This window comes from Nonomuraea rosea, from assembly GCF_039539705.1.
Lineage (GTDB): Bacteria > Actinomycetota > Actinomycetes > Streptosporangiales > Streptosporangiaceae > Nonomuraea > Nonomuraea rosea.
This window is the reverse complement of the sequence record NZ_BAABDQ010000015.1, coordinates 235,149-253,286: the sequence shown is the minus strand read 5'-3', so window position 1 is coordinate 253,286 and position 18,138 is coordinate 235,149. Positions and strand designations below refer to the sequence as shown.

General features: G+C 71.5%; 13 protein-coding genes. 10 read left to right on the top strand and 3 right to left on the bottom strand.

Annotated elements, in window-relative coordinates:
• Positions 1–9: 9 nt before the first annotated feature.
• The gene (locus tag ABEA43_RS31820) at positions 10–1,866 is read right to left on the bottom strand and encodes a hypothetical protein (RefSeq protein WP_345567606.1); all 1,857 of its coding nucleotides are present in this window, start codon (positions 1,864–1,866) and stop codon (positions 10–12) included.
• Positions 1,867–1,948: 82 nt separating this feature from the next.
• On the opposite strand from ABEA43_RS31820, the gene ABEA43_RS31815 reads away from it, so the two are divergent.
• The 5 genes from ABEA43_RS31815 (at position 1,949) to ABEA43_RS31795 (ending at position 10,060) form a co-directional block, all read left to right on the top strand.
• Positions 1,949–3,493 carry an MmpA family trehalose lipid delivery protein gene (locus ABEA43_RS31815; protein WP_345567605.1) on the top strand — a complete coding sequence of 515 codons (1,545 nt, stop codon included), beginning with the start codon at positions 1,949–1,951 and terminating at the stop codon, positions 3,491–3,493.
• Between the two features lie 111 nt (positions 3,494–3,604).
• On the top strand, positions 3,605–3,739 hold the full coding sequence (locus ABEA43_RS31810) for a hypothetical protein (RefSeq protein ID WP_276617307.1): 135 nt from the start codon (positions 3,605–3,607) through the stop codon (positions 3,737–3,739).
• Positions 3,740–3,750: 11 nt separating this feature from the next.
• A complete protein-coding gene (locus ABEA43_RS31805) occupies positions 3,751–4,554 on the top strand; it encodes a glycosyltransferase (RefSeq protein WP_345567603.1) in 804 nt (267 codons plus the stop codon).
• A complete protein-coding gene (locus ABEA43_RS31800) occupies positions 4,551–5,645 on the top strand; it encodes a glycosyltransferase family 4 protein (RefSeq protein ID WP_345567602.1) in 1,095 nt (364 codons plus the stop codon). The genes ABEA43_RS31805 and ABEA43_RS31800 overlap by 4 nt, the downstream gene beginning before the upstream one ends.
• Entirely contained in the window at positions 5,642–10,060 is a 4,419-nt protein-coding gene (locus tag ABEA43_RS31795) for an alpha-(1->3)-arabinofuranosyltransferase domain-containing protein (RefSeq protein ID WP_345567600.1), read from the top strand. The genes ABEA43_RS31800 and ABEA43_RS31795 overlap by 4 nt, the downstream gene beginning before the upstream one ends.
• Here ABEA43_RS31795 and ABEA43_RS31790 read toward each other — a convergent pair.
• Positions 9,987–11,135 carry an acyltransferase family protein gene (locus tag ABEA43_RS31790; protein ID WP_345567598.1) on the bottom strand — a complete coding sequence of 383 codons (1,149 nt, stop codon included), beginning with the start codon at positions 11,133–11,135 and terminating at the stop codon, positions 9,987–9,989. The two genes, ABEA43_RS31795 and ABEA43_RS31790, sit on opposite strands and share 74 nt — an antisense overlap.
• Before the next feature lie 191 nt (positions 11,136–11,326).
• Here ABEA43_RS31790 and pgfA point away from each other — a divergent pair, with 191 nt between their 5' ends.
• The gene (gene pgfA, locus ABEA43_RS31785; RefSeq protein ID WP_345567596.1) at positions 11,327–12,244 is read left to right on the top strand and encodes a cell envelope lipid trafficking protein PgfA; all 918 of its coding nucleotides are present in this window, start codon (positions 11,327–11,329) and stop codon (positions 12,242–12,244) included.
• A 168-nt stretch (positions 12,245–12,412) separates the two neighbouring features.
• Entirely contained in the window at positions 12,413–13,519 is a 1,107-nt protein-coding gene (locus ABEA43_RS31780; protein WP_345567594.1) for an NAD(P)H-dependent flavin oxidoreductase, read from the top strand.
• Between the two features lie 44 nt (positions 13,520–13,563).
• On the opposite strand, the gene ABEA43_RS31775 is transcribed toward ABEA43_RS31780, so the two are convergent.
• Positions 13,564–14,373, bottom strand: coding sequence for a crotonase/enoyl-CoA hydratase family protein (locus ABEA43_RS31775; RefSeq protein ID WP_345567592.1), 810 nt, complete (start codon positions 14,371–14,373; stop codon positions 13,564–13,566).
• 303 nt (positions 14,374–14,676) lie between these two features.
• Here ABEA43_RS31775 and ABEA43_RS31770 point away from each other — a divergent pair, with 303 nt between their 5' ends.
• The 3 genes from ABEA43_RS31770 to ABEA43_RS31760 are packed head-to-tail and all read left to right on the top strand — an operon-like array spanning position 14,677 to position 18,138.
• Complete coding sequence (locus tag ABEA43_RS31770; RefSeq protein WP_345567590.1) at positions 14,677–16,233, top strand: acyl-CoA synthetase; 1,557 nt, start codon at positions 14,677–14,679, stop codon at positions 16,231–16,233.
• A complete protein-coding gene (locus ABEA43_RS31765) occupies positions 16,223–17,122 on the top strand; it encodes a Zn-ribbon domain-containing OB-fold protein (RefSeq protein ID WP_345567588.1) in 900 nt (299 codons plus the stop codon). Before ABEA43_RS31770 ends, ABEA43_RS31765 begins: the two co-directional genes overlap by 11 nt.
• Entirely contained in the window at positions 17,119–18,138 is a 1,020-nt protein-coding gene (locus tag ABEA43_RS31760) for a thiolase domain-containing protein (protein ID WP_345567586.1), read from the top strand. Before ABEA43_RS31765 ends, ABEA43_RS31760 begins: the two co-directional genes overlap by 4 nt.

Genomic DNA, 18,138 nt, shown 5'->3' with positions numbered 1-18,138 from the left:
CGCGTCCCGCTATCCCCCCACGGGCTGTGGGGGGATGGCCGGGCCGTTCTCCGCGGGGGCGGGGACCCCGATCCTGATCTCCCCGACGCACGACGTGCCGCCGGTCGTCCGGAGGGCCAGCTCGTTCCCGGCGCCCCTGACCGGGACGAAGGTCCTGCCCAGGTCCCGCCCGGCCGGCGCGGAGCCCTGCGCGAACCCGAGCCGCACGTTCATGGTGGTCTCGGCGCCGTTGAGGTAGGAGACCTGGACGGTGTACTCGGCGTCCGGCAGCGGGGCGGGCAGCGGGAAACGTACCTCGTCCCGGCCGACGGGCACGCAGGCGGCGCGGGCGGGGATCGTCACGCCGTCGATCCGCAGCGGGCGCAGCCGCCCTTGCCGGTCGAAGATCAGCGGGTCGGCCACCGGGCCCGCGAGCTGCTTGAGCCAGGAGATCGCGTGCGGCGCGGTCGGGCCGAGCACGCGGGAGTGCCGGGCGTAGTCGTAGAAGAACACCGGGAAGGCCACCTTGTCCGGCACGAACGTGTCCAGGACCACCGTGCCCGCGGGCACCGCCGCGAGCGCCTGCGCGCCGGTCTCCACGTAGCTCTTGACGTTGCGGCCGAGCGGCCGGTCGGCGTAGGCGGCGACCGACCACACCGAGCCCGCCGCGAACACCACCGCCACCGGCGCCCACACCCATTTGAGCGGGATCGCGGGGCGGCGCCAGGGCCGCTCCTCGCCCTGGAGCGGGATGAACGCCAGCCCGATGACCAGGGCCACGACCACGGCGGTGGAGGAGACGTACCGGAGCTCGAATCCGCTCAGATCGGGACCGAGCAGCTCGACCCGCCCGAGCATGATCGGCACCACGTCCGCCAGCAGGAAGTAGCCCAGCAGCAGGAGCCAGGCCAGCCACGCGCGCCGCCGCCAGAGCACGGACACGGTCACCGCGACGACCGCGACGGCCAGGCTCGCCCACATGAGCGCGGGCGGCGTGGCGCCCAGCGCGTAGTCCTCGCCGATCGGCTGCCACCGCCACGGCCCGCCCAGCGACGTCGGCACGAGAGAGCCGGTCAGCAGCGTCCACGCCGCCTTCACGGCGACCTCGGCGCTCGGCAGCGACGGCTCGAACGCGGCGTTCGTGAGCTGCACGGAGGAGAAGAGCTGACGGAAGAACACCACCGCGTACGGCACGAGCACGCCCAGGTAGAGCAGCCACACCCGGCGCAGCCGCACCCCGCCGAGCCAGCCGATCGTGAGCACGAACGCCAGCACCGGGATGAACGGCGCCTTCACGAAGAAGACCATCCCGAGCACCGTCCAGCCCGCCGCCGCCACCGCGTGCCTGAACAGCCCGGTACGGGTGTAGAGCACGTGCGAGCCGAGCGCCATCGGCAACGCGATCTGGAACGGCAGGGTCTCCGCCACCACCGCCCACCACGACAGCCCCGGCACCGTCATCGGCGTCAGCAGGTAGAACCCGAGCGGCACGAGGATCGCCGGCCGCGTCCCGAACAGCAGCCGCAGCAGCCGCAGCAGCGCCAGCCCGGCCGCCGCCTGCAGCCCGATCGCGAGCCCGTGCGCGAGCACGTCGTTGTAGACGCCGAGCCGGCCCATCGCCCAGTGGATCCCGAACGCCCCCGGCATCAGGTGGCCGAAGTCGATCCGCATCAGGTAGTCCCAGGAGAGCGGGCCCTCCAGCCCCCTGGCGATGAACATGAAGTCGTCCTGACGGAAGAACGTCCGTCTGACCAGGTCGAACTTCCACACGAGCTGCACCGCGACCAGCACCAGCCCGATCGCGAGCACGGCGTCGCCACTGCGCAGCCGCTCGCGTAACCGTTCGAGTCGCCCTTGACGTGCCCCCGCTGTCATCACGCTCGTCATCACCCCGTGCCTCCCGCCGAAGAGTAACCAGGCGGAGCTCGGGCGGGGAATGGTCGTATCAGGCTTGTGATGTCATAGCGGGATGCCGCACGCGTCCCGAGCCGGGCTCGCCTCCGCCCTCCTCGGGCTCGCTCTCGGCTGCCTGGCCCTCGGCCCGGCGCTGGGCTGGGGGTTCACGCTGCTCCAGGACATGGTGTTCGTGCCGGACCCGGAGTTCTCGCGGTTCACGTTCGGGCTGGCCGGCGGGGCCGCGCGGGTGGTGCCCAGCGACGCCGTCGTGACCGCGCTGTCGATGGTGCTGCCCGCCGAGCTGGTGCAGAAGCTGATCCTGCTGGCGATCTTCGTGCTGGGCTGCTCGGGGGCCGCGCTGCTGCTGCCCGCGGACTCGCTGGGGCCCAGGCTGGTGGCGGGGACGTTCTACGTGTGGAACCCGTACGTGGCCGAGCGGCTGCTGATGGGGCAGTGGGCGCTGCTGCTCGGGTACGCGGGCCTGCCCTGGGTGGTGCGGGCCGTGTGGCCGGGGCGGCGGGTGGCGCTCGCGGTGCTGCCCGCGGCGGTCGGCGGGTTCGCGGCGATGACGGTCACCGCGCTCACGGCGCTGCCCGTCGCGCTCCCGCGTTGGAAGGCGGTCGCGCGGGTGGCGGGGGTGCTGGCGGTGTTCAGCCTGCCGTGGCTGGTGCCGACCGCGCTGCGGCCGCAGGGGATCGACGGGGACCCGGTGGGGGTGGAGGCGTTCGCGGCGCGCGCGGACACGCCGTTCGGCGCGGTGGGGAGCCTGCTGTCGCTCGGCGGGATCTGGAACGCGCACGCGGTGCCGCCCGGCTACGAGACCTGGGCGGGGGCGGTGGCCAGGCTCCTGCTCACCCTGGCCGGGCTGGTCTTCTTCCTGCGTGGCGAGGCGCCGTACAAGCGGGGGCTGGCCGTGGCGGCGGCCGTCGGGCTGGGCGTGGCGTGCGTGGGGGTGAGCGAGCCGGGCAGGCAGGCGTTCACCTGGGTCATCGGGGTGTGGGGCGGGTTCGCGGTGTTCAGGGACGCCCAGCAGTTCATCGCGCCGCTGGCGCTGGCGGCGGCCCTGGGGCTCGGGCTGCTGACCGCAGCCGTCGGCCGCAACCGGGCGTGGGCGGGGGCGATGGCCCTGGTGCCGGTGGCGGTGCTGCCGACGATGGCCTGGGGCTCCCTGGGGGCGCTCGGCGCGGTGCCCTACCCCGAGAGCTGGGCGGCCGCCCGCGCGGCCATCAGAGGCGACCAGGCGGCCGGGGACGTGCTGGTGCTGCCGTACGAGTCGTACCGGCGGTTCCCGTGGAACGGGGGGCGGGCGGTGCTCGATCCGGCGCAGCGCTACTTCGCCGTCCCGGGGCGGCGGGTGGTCGCCAACGACGCCGTACGGGTCGGGGGACTGGTCGTGGAGAGCGAGGATCCGCGGGCCCAGGAGGTAGAACGCGTACTAGAAGGACCCTCACCGGACCTGCCGCGGGCGGGGTTTCGCTACGTGATAGTCGATGCGGGGACTGGTGAAGAACGGGACCGGTTCGGCATCTGGCTACGGAGTGCGAGGGTCCTGGTCGACACCGGTGACCTGCGACTGTACAGATTTGAAGGGCCTGTCGCGGAGGTCTCGTCAGGATAGGCATCCTGATCAGCGGATTTATTAAGATTTCGTAGAGCTACTTCCGAGTAGCAAGAATTGGTTCTAAGTTTGGGGACGCCCGCACCATTGCCCGCTTGAGGAGGAACCCCCGTGATCAAGATCCTCTTAGCAGCGATCATCGGCGTCGCTGTAGCGGCTCTCGTGGCCACGGTCACCACGGTCTCCCTCACCGGTGCCACTGCGACGCCGGTCAATCAGCCGCTCTACAACTACGGCGACCGGTAACCAGAGCCGCCATGCCTCCCTCTCCGCGAGGGGACGAGGGGACCAGCCGACCACCACTGCTTGAGATCGTCATTCCCGCGTACAACGAGGAACGACGACTGCCAGGGGGGCTCCTGCAGCTGTGCGCGAAGCTTGCCCGCATGCCGTTCCCGACTGCCGTCATCGTCGTAGACAACAACAGCACCGACCGCACGGCCGAGATCGTCGAGACCTGGCCGCGCGGCTCCGTGCCTGTCCGGCTCATCCACTGCGCGACTCCAGGGAAGGGAGCCGCCGTCCGCGCCGGCCTGCTCGGTACGAGCGCGCCGTTCGTCGGCTTCTGTGATGCCGACATGGCCACCGACCTCGACGCCATCGACGCGGCCTTCGGGCTGCTGCTGTCCGGCGAGCGGGTGGTGATCGGCTCCAGGGGGCATCAGGGGTCCCTGGTGGAGAACCGGCACAGCAAGGTCCGCGAGCTGGGCGCCTTCGGGTTCCGCGCGCTCGCCGGCGTGCTCGTGCCGGGAGTGAGCGACACCCAGTGCGGCTTCAAGTTCTTCGACGGCGTCCTGGCCCGCGAGGCCGCCGCCGTGCTGCGCACGCCCGGCTTCGCCTTCGACGTCGAGCTGCTCGCGCGCTGCGTCGAGCACGGCTCGGCGGTCCAGGAGATCCCCGTGCGCTGGCACGACGTGCCGGGCTCGCGCTTCTCGCCGGCCAGGCACACCTTCGGCATCGTGCTGGAGCTGGGCAGGATCTGGCTCCGGCTGCGGGCCCAGCCGCGCGTCGTCGAGCGCCCGGCCTGGGAGCCGCCGCTCGACCCCGTCGGATATCCGTGAAGATCGCCGTCGTCAACTGGCGTGACCCCTGGCATCCCCAGGCAGGTGGCGCCGAGACGTACGCCTGGGAGCTGGCGCGCCGCTTCGCGCGCTCCGGCCACGAGGTGTGCTTCGTCACCGCCCGGGCGCCGGGGCAGAGCAGGAGAGAGCGCGTCCAGGGGGTGCGGATCGAGCGGATGGGCGGTGTTTTCACCGTCTATCCGCTGGTCCTGGGCTGGCTGCTGGCCCGGCGCGGCCGGTTCGACGCGGTGCTCGACTGCCAGAACGGGATCCCGTTCTTCACCCCGTGGGTGGTGCGGCGGGGCACCAAGGTGTTCTGCGTCATGCATCACGTGCACGACCGGCAGTTCGGGGTGCACATGCCGGGGTGGCTGGCGGCGTTCGGGCGCTTCCTCGAAGGGCCGGTGTCCCGGTGGAGCTACCGGCGGCACGAGAGCGTGGCCGTCTCGCCGTCCACCGTGCAGGCCATGCGGGAGCGGCTTGGGTGGCACGGAACGGTGCACATCGTGCCGAACGGGGTGAGCGTCGCTCAGCCCGGAGAGGTCGTGCGAAGTCCGGCGCCACGGCTCGTGTGCCTGGGCAGGCTCGTCGCGCACAAGCGGGTCCACCTGCTGCTCGACGCCGTGGACTCGCTCAGGGAGCGCTGGCCGGGGCTGACCGTGGACATCGTCGGCAGAGGGCCTGAGGAGGCGCGGCTGCGGGCCCGGCTGCCCGAGGGCGTCACGTTGCACGGCTATCTGTCCGAGGAGGACAAGGCCCGGCTGGTCGCTCAGGCCTGGTTGCACGTGAGCGCCTCGCAGGGGGAGGGCTGGGGGCTGAGCGTGCTGGAGTCGGCCGCGCTCGGCGTCCCTACCGTGGCGTACGACGTGGACGGGCTGCGGGACGCGGTACGGCCTGGCGAGACGGGCTGGCTGCTGTCCGAGGGGACGGACCTGGCCAAGGGCATTGCCGCCGCACTCGACGAGCTGGACCACACTTATACCGTGAAATGTCGGGATTGGGCGGACCGTTTCTCCTGGGATCGCAGCGCGGAACGCTTCACCGCGCTGCTGCTCGGCCATGACGTCGAGCCGGGCTGGGGGGCGCGGTGACCCGGCGGCCACCGATCGACCGGCTGGTCGCCGGTCGGGCGGCGACCCAACCGGCGACAGACCGCCTGGTCGCGGGCCGCCCCGGCACCGGCCGCCAAGGTCGCCCCGCCGCCGGCCAACCCGCCGCCGGCCAGCCTGTCTCCGGCCAGCCTGTCTCCGGCCAGCCCGTCTCCGGCCAGCCCGTCTCCGGCCGGCCCGTCTCCGGCGCGCCTGCCTTCGGGCGGCCGGACGGCGCGGCCGCCGCCGGTCCGGCGGAGCGCGTGCCCGCAGGACGCGGGGATGGCGCGCAGCCGGTTGACGCGGATCAGACGCCGGCGGCGCGGTTGCCCGGAGGTGCCGGGCAGGCGGCGGGGCGGATGACCGGGCGGGCGATGGGGGAGCGGGCCAGGCAGCGGTTCTGGCTGCTGATCTGCTGCCTCGGCTTCGGCGTGCTGGCGTTCACCACCAAGCCCGGCCACCTGATCTCCGACACCAAGATGGACCTCGCGCTCAACCCGGTCGGCTGGCTGGAACGTGCCGCTCACCTGTGGGACCTCCAGCACTTCGGCCAGCTGCAGAACCAGGTCGCCGGCTACATCTTCCCGATGGGCCCGTTCTTCACGCTGGGCGACCTGGCGGGCGTCGCGCCCTGGGTGACGCAGCGCCTCTGGCTGACGCTGCTCATGTGCGTGGCCTTCCTCGGCGTCGAGCGGCTGGGCAGGCAGCTCGGCATCGGCACGCCGGGCACCAGGATCGTCGGCGCGCTCGCGTACGCGCTGGCTCCCAGGACGTTGTCCATCCTCGGCGAGATCTCGATCGAGTGGCTGCCCGCCGCGATGCTGCCGTGGATCCTCATCCCGCTGCTCACGGCCTCGGAGACGGGCCAGCGGGCGCGCGCGGCCGTCAGGTCGGCGCTGGCCGTGGCGCTGTGCGGCGGCGTGAACGCGGTAGCCGTGCTGGCCGTGCTCGTCGCGCCCGTCCTCTACATCCTCACCAGGCCGCGCCCGGTGCCACGCTGGCGCATGTTCGGCTGGTGGACGGCCGCGGTCTCGGTCGCCACCCTGTTCTGGTGGCTGCCGCTGCTGCTGGTCGGCCGCTACGCGTTCTCGTTCCTGCCGTACACCGAGACCGCCGAGACCACCACGCAGGTCACCTCGCTCACGAACGTCCTGCGCGGCGCCTCCGACTGGGTGCGCTACCTGCCGCTCAGCGGCGTCTTCGAGCAGCCGGCCAGCTACGCGATCGCCACCTCCGCGGTCATGATCGTGGTCACCGGCCTCCTGGCCGCGCTCGGCCTGGCCGGGCTGGCCCGCCGCGACCTGCCCGCCAAGGGTTTCGTGGTGCTGCTGTTCCTGGTGGGCGTGACCGCGCTGGTGGCGGGGCACATCAGCGCGCTGGAGCCGATCGTGGCCGAGCCGGTGCGCTGGCTGCTCGACGGCCCGCTCGCGCCGCTCCGCAACCTGCGCAAGTTCGACCCCCTGGTACGCCTCGCGCTCGCCTTCGGGCTGGCCCACCTGCTCGTCAGGGCCCGGCTGCCGCTGCGTACGGTCTCGGTCGTGGCCTTCGCCGCGCTCGTGCTGCCGGTCTTCAACCAGGGGCTGGCCGCGCCCGGCGACTTCAAGGAGGTGCCCGCGCACTGGCGGGAGGCGGCGGCCTGGCTCGACCAGAACGCCGGCGACGACGGCGTGCTGATCGTCCCCGGCGCCAAGTTCGGCGAGTACGTCTGGGGCCGCCCCCTGGACGAGCCCATGCAGGCCCTGTCCACCGCCCGCTGGACCACGAGGCAGATCACGCCACCGGGCTCCGTGGGCCTGACCAGGCTCCTGGACGCCATCGACCAGCGGCTCACCGCCGGCCAGGGCTCGCCGGGGCTGACCGCCGTGCTGCGCCGCATGGGCGTGCGCTACCTGCTCGTCAGGAACGACCTGATCAGGCAGAACCTCCAGGGGGCCTGGCCCGCCCGGATCTTCGAGGCACTGCGCGAGTCGCCCGGCATCAAGCGGACCCGCTCGTTCGGCGAGCCCGTCGGCGACAAGGAGACCGACGACGCCGTCAACTCGCTGGACGCGCCGTTCCCCGCGCTCGACCTGTACGAGGTGACCGGCGGCTCGGACCTCGTCTCCGTGCAGCCGGTGGCCGACGCGCTGGCCGTGCGCGGCGGCCCCGACTCCCTGCTCACCATGGGCGACCTCGGCCTGCTCGGCGACGGCCCGGTCCTGGTCAACGGCGACGCGGGCAAGCGCGAGACGCCGACCGTGGTCAGCGACGCGCTGCGGCTGCGCGAGCGTTCGTTCGGCGAGATCAGGTCGAACTGGTCGCCCACCCTCACGGCGGACAAGAAGGCGGATTTCGCCGGGGTCAGGGAGCTGGACCTGCTGGAGGACGGCTGGCTGGAGGACACCGCCACCGCCGAGTACCGCGGCATCTCCGGCATCAGCGCCTCCTCCTCGGTCGCGGATCCGTACGCGATCGCCGGGATCAGCACCACGGGCCGCAGCCCGTGGGCGGCCATGGACGGCAATGTGGGCACCGGCTGGGAGAGCGACGGCACGAAGGCCCCGCAGGGCGAGTGGCTGCGCGTGGACCTGCCGGGACAGATGCGGATCCCGGATCTGCAGGTCATGTTCGCCCCCGACCTGCTGCTCGGCCAGGCGGTCAAGCGGGTGGCCGTGGAGACCGAGTCGGGCAGCCTGGAGCAGGACGTCCAGCGGACCACGGACCCGCAGCGGCTGCGCGTCCCCGCGGGGCCCACGAGCTGGGTACGGATCAAGGTCGTCGCGACCGCGTCCGCCGAGTGGAGCTACGGACAGCGCGTCGGCATCGTCGAGCTGTCCATCCCCGGAATCGTGGCGGCCCGCACGGTGCGGCTGCCCGGCAAGGGCGGCGACGTGTTCGTCATGGACCGCGGGCTCGACGAGCGGCCCGCGTGCATGCGCAACCAGACCCGGTGGATCTGCAACGAGCTGGCGCTGGCCAAGCAGGGCGAGGAGACCGGGTTCGACCGGACGTTCGCCGCCGGATCCGGCATGAGCGCGAACGTGCGGGGATCGGCCGTGCTGAGGGATCCCGAGCTGGCCGACCGCTTCACCCGGGTCCGTGCGGACCTGACCACCGTGACCGGCTCGTCCCAGCTCAGCGACGACGCGGTCGTGTCGCCCAGGTCGGCGTTCGACGGGGACGCGAGCACCACCTGGATCCCCAAGTCCGAGGACGCCGAGCCCACGCTCACGCTCGCCTGGAAGGGCAGGCGGACGATCTCCAAGCTGCAGATCGGCCGCCCCGGCGGCGACAAGCAGCCGCTCGACGTGATCGTGACGGGGGACCGCGGCGCCGTCCGCGCCGGCCGGGCCGACGAGCGGGGCGTGCTCACGTTCAAGGCCATGTCCACCACCCGGCTCAAGCTCCGCTTCGCGCCGTTCTCCAAGCGGCTGCAGGTGACCGAGCTGGTGGTCCCCGGCGTCGACCCGGTGGGCAGGCCCGCCGACATTCCGCTCAGGCTCGGGTGCGGGCTCGGGCCCGCCATCCAGGTGAACGGCAAGACGATCCGCACCAAGGTCGCCGGCACCCACGCCGACCTGCTCGAACAGCGGCCCGTGCAGATACTCGGCTGCTCGAGGGCGGAGGTCGCGGAGGGCGACAACCGGGTGCGGGTGGCGGGCTGGGAGCCGTTCACGGTCGAGAACCTGGTGATCGGCACGCTCCCCGGCAAGCCGCGCGGCGTGGAGGGCGGCGTGGTGCAGAGCGTCTGGACGCCGGCGGAGCGCGAGCTCAAGGTGAGCGCGCCCAAGGACTCCTTCCTCGTCGTCAACGAGAACTACAACGCCGGCTGGCGGGCGCAGATCGGCGGGAAGACGCTCAAGCCCGTACGGATCGATGGCTGGAAGCAGGGCTGGGAGCTGCCGGCGGGCACCACCGGGACCGCGCGGCTGGAGTACGTGCCGGACCGCGCCTACTGGTTCGCGCTCGTCGGCGGGCTGGCCGGGATCGCCCTGCTCGCCCTGATCGCTCTCGTGCTGCGCGGCCCGCGGCCCGAGCACGTGCGCTCGACCGCCCCCGCCTGGGCCGCCCGCCCGGGGCGCTGGCGCGCGCCCTACGCGGTCGCGCTGGGCCTGGCGTTCGGCGGCTGGGTGGCGAACTGGCCGGGCATGCTCGCGGTGCTGGGGGCCGTCCTGGTGACCCTCCTGCTACGCGCCAGGCGGCTGCCCGCGCACTGGGCGGCGGCCGTCGCGTTCGGCGGGGCCACGCTGTCCCTGGCGGCGGCCATGGTGCTCAGGAACCAGGGGGTGGACGTGGCGCTGTTCCTGGATCCGGTGCCGCAGCTGGCCGCCTGCGCGGCGGTGGGCGTGCTGTTCGGGCAGCTCGTCACGGAGCCGGCGCGACCGGCACAGGAGCAGGAGAGCCCGGCGGCCGAGCAGCTGCTGACCGGCGTCCGCTGAGCCTGAGCACGGGCGACTCCACCAGGTGGTAGCTGCCCACGCTGAGCAGCGTCGTCACCACGAACGACACCACCGCCACGCTGGTGAAGTCGGCGGAGAACGGCTGCGCCCCGGTGAGCTTGAGCTGCAACGTGATCACCGGCGCGTGCCAGAGGAAGAAGCTGTAGGAGACGCGACCCAGGTAGGCAGCCACGGGGTTGCCGATCACCCGGTTCCTGAGCGAGCCGGGCCTGGACGCCAGCGCGAACGGCGCCACCAGCAGCACCGCCACCGCGGCCTCCAGGCTCACCCGCCACAGCGACTGCGACAGGGTCGGCAGCGTCAGCGAACGCGGCCCGCCCAGCTCCGTGCTCAGCACCGCGTACAGCAGCAGGGCCAGCACCAGGAGCTGCGGCGCCAGCGAGTCGATCACCCTGCTGTGCCCGATCCAGACCGACAGCACCGCCATCGCCATGCCACAGGCGAAGAACACCAGGTGGTACGGCAGCCAGAGCGCCAGCTGCGGCTGCTCGAACGTCCGCGCGACGACCACCGTGGCCACCGAGACGACCGGCAGCACCGCGATCCCCGCCAGCAGCCTGACCGCCCTGTTCGCGCCCGCCCGCGCCCACTTGTGCAGCGCCCAGGCCAGCACCGGCAGCAGCACGTAGAACGACATCTCGATGGGCAGCGTCCACATCTGGTAGAGGCCGTCGGGCGTGGGATCGCCGGGGAAGTAGTTCTGCAGCAGCAGCATCCATTTCGCCCAGCCGGTCCAGTCGAACGAGCTCCACGCCCACAGCGCCAGCCCGGTCACGAGCCAGTAGACGGGCATGACGCGCAGCACCCGGCGCCACAGGTAACGCAGCGGACGCGGACGTGGCGTATCCTCGATCACCGCGCGCGCCCACGGGCGGTACAACAGCAGGCCCGACAGGAGGAAGAAGATGGGGACGGCGATGCCGAGCCGGCTCATCATCCAGGCGTACATGCCCTCGCGGTACATGACGCCGGTGTTGCTGCCGACGTGCAGCAGCCAGACGCCGAGAGCGGCGACCGCGCGGATGCCGTCGAGGGCGGCGTCCCTGCTTCTCATCCCTGCCTCCACGCTGCTGTCCCCCCGGCTGTCCACTGGGCTATGCCCCTCGGCCAAACCACGATAGAACTTGTTTCTATCGATTTGGTTGCGGTGGTATGGCCGCCAGTGACGCGCATCACCCCCTGTCATACTTTGTTGCTCGACGCTCACACCAGACGGAAACACGTTCTACAAATGCGGAGGATTCGATGGGCCGTATCTCCACGCTCGTCCTCATCGGGTTCGGCGCTTTCTTCATCGCGTTGGCGCCACTGGTGAAATTCTGGGCCGCCGAGCAGATCATCTCCGCCCCGGCCGACCAGTTCGGCATCTCGCGGCTGGAGGCCAAGGGCGCCCAGTACTTCTCCCTGCAGGACCTGAAGGTTCTCACCGGTGACCTGGACATCATCGTCACCACGCGCGGGGACGTGAAGGAGGCCAACTCCGACCGGGTGGTCTGGGACGAGGCCACGGTCGTCAACGACGTGACGAACGCCCGCCCGCAGATCGACATCTCGGAGCGGCGCAGCGCCTTCAACCGCTACACCGGCACGGGCGTCAACTGCTGCGGGACCAGCATCGAGAAGGCGCCGGTCACGCTTGAGGGGCAGATCTACAAGTTCCCGTTCGACGTGGAGAAGAAGACGTACAAGGTGTTCAACTCCACGGCGGCCAAGGCGTTCGACGCCACGTTCGTCCGCGAGGACAACGTCAACGGCCTGCCGGTCTACGTCTTCGAGCAGACCATCCCGCCGACCAAGACCGAGACCCGCAGCGCGCCGGCCAACGTGCTCGGCATCACCGGCACCACCGGGGACGTGCAGGTGGACCGCTGGTACGACGGCAAGACGACGTTCTGGATCGAGCCGGTCACCGGCGCGCCGGTCCGGCAGGAGCAGCAGCGTCACGAGGTGCTGAAGACGCAGGACGGCGTCGAGCGCACCGCGGCCTTCATCGCCACCGCGAAGATGACCGAGCAGACCGTGAACGACCTGGTCAAGAGCGCGCAGGACGGCAAGAGCCAGATCAACCTGGTACGCAACATCATCCCGCTGGTGCTGCTGGTCCTGGGCGTCGTGCTCGTCGTCGCGGGCATCGTCCTGGGCCGCAGCCGCCGCACCGAGTGACCAGCCGCACTTTCAGGGGCCCGCATTTCGCGATGCGGGCCCTTTTTCGCGCTGGCGGCGAGGCGAACTAGAACACGTTATCGCTGTAGGTTACTCGCTGGTACCGACGAAAGGTTCTAGTCTAGAACGCGTTGCAGTTCGCCGTTCTGCGGACGTATTGTCGGGGCCATGCGGACACGTGTCACGGACATGTTCGGAATCGAGCTCCCGATCTTCGCCTTCAGCCACTGCCGGGATGTGGTCGCCGCCGTCAGCCGCGCGGGCGGCATGGGGGTCCTCGGGGCGCTCTACTTCACACCTGAAGAGCTCGAGATGGAGCTCAAGTGGATCGACGACCACGTGGACGGCAAGCCGTACGGCGTGGACGTCGTCATGCCGGCCTCCTACGAGGGCGCGGACTTCGCGCCCGAGGAGCTCGTCGGCCGCCTGCAGTCGATGATCCCCGACGGGCACCGCGCCTTCGTCGAGGACCTGCTCGCCAAGCACGGCGTGCCGCCGCTGTCCTCGGACTCGGATCACGGCCGCGTGCTGCTCGGCTGGACGGACGCGACGGCCAGGCCGCAGGTGGAGGTGGCCCTGCGCCATCCCATCGCGCTCCTCGCCAACGCCCTCGGCCCGCCGCCCGCCGACGTCGTGGACCTCGCCCACTCCCACGGGGTGAAGGTGGCCGCGCTCGCCTCCACCCCCCGCCACGCGCTCAAGCAGGTGGAGGTCGGGGTGGACGTGGTCGTGGCCCAGGGCACGGAGGCCGGCGGCCACACCGGCGAGATCTCCACCATGGTGCTGATCCCTCAGGTGGTGGACGCGGTGGACGTGCCCGTGCTGGCCGCGGGCGGCATCGGCAACGGCCGTCAGATGGCCGCGGGGATGGCGCTCGGCGCGGAAGGCGTCTGGACGGGCTCCATCTGGCTCACGGTCGAGGAGGCCGACACCCCGGAGATGGCCAGGCAGCGCATCCTGGAGGCCACCTCCAGGGACACCGTGCGCTCGCGGAGCTGGACGGGCAAGCCCGCCCGGCTGCTCAAGAACGAGTGGACGGAGGCGTGGGAGTCCGAGGAGTCGCCGGGGACGCTGCCGATGCCGATGCAGTTCATGCTGGTGTCGGACGCGCTGCGGCGGATCGGGCGCTCGGACGTCTCGGAGCTGGCCACGTTCCCCGCCGGGCAGATCATCGGCATCATGAACCAGGTCCGCTCGACCAAGGACGTGGTCTTCGGGCTCGTGGAAGAGTACGCGGAAGCCCTCGAACGGCTGGACCGCATCACCGGCGACTGATCCGGCGACCTCGGCGGGCGTGTGCTCGCCGAGGTCTCCCGGTCTCAGTGGGCCTGATAGGTCGGAGGGCGCTTCTCGCGGAAGGCCCTGGTGCCCTCCTTGGCGTCCTCCGAGCCGATCACCGGCCACCCGAGGTCGTCCGAGACCTTCAGCGCCTCGGGCTCCGGCAGGCCGAGCGTGTCGCGATAGGTGCGCAGGATCGCCTGCACCGCCAGCGGTCCCGACGCGGCGACGTCCGCCGCCAGCTCGCGCGCCACCGCCAGCGCCTGGCCGTCCGGGACCACCCGGTTGACCAGCCCCATCGACAGTGCCTCCGCCGCCGTGACCGGGCGGCCGGTGAGCAGCAGGTCCATGGCATGGCAGTACGGGATCTGCCGGGGCAGCCGGACGGCGCTGCCGCCCATGGGGAACAGCGCGCGCTTGGCCTCGAACAGGCCCAGCGTGGCCGACTCCGCCACCACCCGGAGGTCGGTGCCGACCAGCAGCTCGGTGCCGCCGGCCACCGCGTAGCCCTCGACCGCGCAGATGATCGGCTTGGTCGGCAGGTCCTCCCGCAGCAGGCCCTTCCAGTGGAAGTTGGGGATCTGGGCGGCTCTGGCCTGGACGTCCGGGTCCGCCGACGGCTGGCCCATGGCCTTGAGGTCCGCGCCGGAGCAGAACGTGCCCTCCGCGCCGGTCAGGATCGCGACCCGGATCCCGGGCTCGGCGGACGCGTACGCCCATGCCGAGGCCAGGCCGATCAGCATGTCCGAGGACAGCGCGTTGCGGGCCTCGGGCCGGTTCATCGTGACGGTCAGCACGTGGCCGTCGCGTTCGATCCGGCAGTGCGGCGTGCTGATCGGCAGGAGCTCCACGTATGCCTCCGAAGTCGGTTAATCAAGCGCTTGCTACGAACTTCGGCCCCAGGATACGCTCCCAGCATCAAACAAGAACAGGTTCCAATTTTGCTTCACCCGAACCGCCGTGCGAGGGAGTGCCGTCGTCTGGGCAGCGGCGTGAGGCGACAGCGCCGTTTCGCGGAGCGAGGTCTGAGGTTTTGCGAGGGAGTGCCGTCGTCTGGAGGAGCGTCGGGAGCGCAGCGACCAGAGCGGGGGAAGACGGCGGCGTAGGGCGACCGAGCCCGCCGAACGGAGTGAGGCCATGAACAGGAGGAGCAGATGGGGACGCTCGGTTTCTGGCGGCTCGCGCAGGCGGATCCCGAGTGGATCGCGGTCGTGGACCCCGACGGCACGCAGCACCGCGCAGGTGACCTGCTGGCCCGCTCGAACCGCCTCGTACACGGACTGCGCGAGCTGGGCCTGAAGCCGGGTGACGGCATCTGCGGCCTGGCCCCGAACGGCGCCGACGGCCTGGTGCTCTACCTGGCCGCGCTGCAGGCCGGCTGGTACTACACCCCGGTCAACTGGCACCTCACCGGGCACGAGATCGCCTACATCGTCTCCGACAGCGAGGCCAAGGCGTTCTTCGTTCACCCCCGCCACCTCAAGGACGGCGCCATCGGCGCGGAGGCCATCGAGCCGGACCGCCGCTTCCTGCTGGGCGAGGCCGGCGACGAGGGCGCGGGGTTCCGCCCGGTCGCCGACCTGACCGACGGGCAGCCCGACACCGCGCCCGCCGACCGCACCGCCGGCGCCACCATGCACTACACCTCCGGCACGACGGGCAAGCCCAAAGGCGTCAGACGCCGGCTGAACGGCCTGGACCCGGACGACGCCGCCGAGCTGATGACCTTCCTGCTCGGCCTGTTCGGCATCACGCCCGGCCGCCCCAACGCCCACCTGGTCACCTCCCCGAGCTACCACACGGCGGTGACCCAGTTCGGCGGCACGGCCCTGCACATGGGCCACACGCTCATCTACATGGACAGATGGGACGCCGAGGAGATGCTGCGCCTCTGCGAGCGTCACCGCGTCACGAGCTCCCACATGGTCCCGACGCACTTCAAGCGCCTGCTCTCGCTGCCGGAGAAGACCCGCGAACGGTACGACCTGTCCTCGCTCACGTGGATGATCCACGCCGCCGCCCCCTGCCCGGTCCCGGTGAAGTGGGCCATGTTCGAGTGGTGGGGCGACTGCGTGTACGAGTACTACGCGGCCACCGAGGGCGGCGGCACCCTGGCCACGCCCGAGGGCTGGAAGTCCCACCCGGGCACGGTCGGCTCCGCCTGGCCGATCAGCGAGCTGCTCATCGCGGACGACCAGGGCGAGGCCGTAGCGACCGGCACGCCGGGCACGATCTACATGAAGATGATGGGCGTCCCGTTCGAGTACAAGGGCGACCCCGCCAAGACCGCCGCGAACCGGCTCAAGGACTACTTCACCGTAGGAGACATCGGATACCTGGACGAGGACGGCTTCCTCTACCTCTGCGACCGCAAGGCCGACATGATCATCTCCGGAGGAGCGAACATCTACCCCGCCGAGATCGAGAACGAGCTCATGGTCCACCCGAAGGTGGCGGACGTGGCCGTGTTCGGCATCCCGGACGAGGAGTGGGGCGAGCAGATCAAGGCCGTCGTCGAGCCCGCCGAGGGCGTGCGGCCCGGCCCCGAGCTCGTCGCCGAGCTGCTCGCGTCGCTGGAGGGCCGCCTGGCCAGGATGAAGTGGCCCAAGACGGTCGACTTCATCGCCGAGATGCCCCGCGAGCCGAACGGCAAGCTGCTCAAGCGCAAGCTCCGCGACCCGTACTGGGAGGGACACGACCGTGCCATCTGACCCGCTGGTAGCTCAGCACGTCCTGGAGTTCCCCGGCGGCTACACGCGCACCACGGGCCCGGTGATCGGCCGCTTCCTGAGCGAGTTACGCGGCCGTCGCATCGTCGGGGTGCGGACCGCCGAAGGCCGGGTGCTCGTGCCGCCCCTGGAGTACGACCCCGCGACCGGGGAGCCGGTGACCGGCGAGTACGTCGAGGTCGGCCCGGCCGGCACGGTCGTGACGTGGGCGTACGTCCAGGAGCCGATCGACGGCCACCCTCTCGACCGCCCCTTCGCCTGGGCCACGATCAAGCTGGACGGCGCGGACACCGCCCTCGTCCACGCCGTCGACGCCGACAACCCGAAGCTGCTGCAGGCGGGGCTGCGCGTCTGGCCGGTCTGGCGCGACCGGCCCACCGGCAACATCACCGACATCTCCTACTTCGCCCCCGAAGTCACGAAGATCGTGTCCAGCGTGCGCGCCGAATACCGCCTCCAGGCGGGCGGCGCGCTGCGCGTGTTCCTCGAAGGCGTCGCGCGCGGCGTCCTGCTCGGCGGCCGATGCGCGACCTGCGACAAGGTGTACGTGCCCTATCGCCGCTCGTGCCCGGAATGCGGGAGCGGCATCGCGGAGACCCTGGAGATCCCCGACACCGGGACGATCACCACGTTCGCCATCAACAACCTGCCCGACCCGCGCGCGCCCGAGGTGCCGTTCGTGTCGGCGTACATCCTGCTGGACCAGGCGGACATCCCCTTCATCGCGCTGATCGGCGGCGTGCCGGCGCACGAGGTGCGCCAGGGCATGCGGGTCAAGGCGGTCTGGGTGCCCGAGAGCGAGCGCACGGCGTCCATGGCGAACATCCGCTGGTTCGCCCCCACCGGCGAGCCAGACGTGGAGCTGACATGAGAGACGTGGCGATCGTCGCGTTCGCCCAGACGCGGCACACCGATCACGACACCGGGCTGACCGAGCCCGAGCTGATCCTGCCGGTGATCAACGAGGTCAAGGAGCGCACGGGGCTCAAGCGCTTCGGCTTCACCTGCTCGGGGAGCTGCGACTACCTGGCCGGCGCGCCCTTCTCGTTCGTCTCCGCCCTGGACGCGCTGGGCGCCTGGCCGCCCATCTCGGAGAGCCACGTGGAGATGGACGGCGCCTGGGCGCTCTACGAGGCCTGGGTACGCCTCCAGCACGGCGACATCGACTCGGCCCTGGTCTACGGCTTCGGCAAGTCGTCACTCGGGGACCTGAACAAGATCATGACGTTCCAGCTCGATCCGTACTATCTGGCGCCGCTCGGCCTCGACCAGCTCTCCTACGCCGCGCTCCAGGCCAACGCGGTCGGCGCGGACCGGAAGGAGCTCGACGAGATCGTCCGGCGCAGCCGTACCGACGGGCGAAGCAACCCGTACGCGCTCGATCTGCCCGACCCGGACGGCGCGGAGTTCGCCGTACAACCGCTGCTGAAGACGGACGTGCCGCCCATCACGGACGGCGCGGCCGCGATCGTGCTGGCGACCGGCGACCTGGCTGCGCGGCTGTGCCCGCATCCCGCCTACATCAGGGGGATCGCCCACCGCATCGAGCCCCACTACCTGGGCATGCGTGATCTGGCCAGGTCGGTCTCCGCGGCCGACGCCGCGCGTGCCGCGGGCATCGGCAAGGGGCCGGTCGAGGTGGCCGAGCTGCACGCCCAGTTCCCGCACGAGGAGCTCATCCTGCGGGAGGCGCTGGAGCTGCGCGGCGACACGGTGATCAACCCCTCGGGCGGGCCGCTGGCCGCCAACCCCGTCATGGCCACCGGCCTCATCCGCATCGGCGAGGCGGCGCGGCGCATCCACGACGGCACCGCGGTCCGGACCGTCGCGCACGCCGCCGGAGGCCCCTGCCTGCAGCACAACCTCGTCACGGTCCTGGAGGCTTGA

Excerpts from the sequence above, each read along its gene's own strand:
- ABEA43_RS31770 (WP_345567590.1), top strand. The coding sequence starts at position 14,677 with ATGGGGACGCTCGGTTTCTGGCGGCTCGCGCAGGCGGATCCCGAGTGG.
- ABEA43_RS31805 (WP_345567603.1), top strand. The coding sequence starts at position 3,751 with ATGCCTCCCTCTCCGCGAGGGGACGAGGGGACCAGCCGACCACCACTG.
- ABEA43_RS31780 (WP_345567594.1), top strand. The coding sequence starts at position 12,413 with ATGCGGACACGTGTCACGGACATGTTCGGAATCGAGCTCCCGATCTTC.
- ABEA43_RS31790 (WP_345567598.1), bottom strand. The coding sequence starts at position 11,135 with ATGAGAAGCAGGGACGCCGCCCTCGACGGCATCCGCGCGGTCGCCGCT.
- ABEA43_RS31820 (WP_345567606.1), bottom strand. The coding sequence starts at position 1,866 with ATGACGAGCGTGATGACAGCGGGGGCACGTCAAGGGCGACTCGAACGG.
- ABEA43_RS31815 (WP_345567605.1), top strand. The coding sequence starts at position 1,949 with ATGCCGCACGCGTCCCGAGCCGGGCTCGCCTCCGCCCTCCTCGGGCTC.
- pgfA (WP_345567596.1), top strand. The coding sequence starts at position 11,327 with ATGGGCCGTATCTCCACGCTCGTCCTCATCGGGTTCGGCGCTTTCTTC.
- ABEA43_RS31760 (WP_345567586.1), top strand. The coding sequence starts at position 17,119 with ATGAGAGACGTGGCGATCGTCGCGTTCGCCCAGACGCGGCACACCGAT.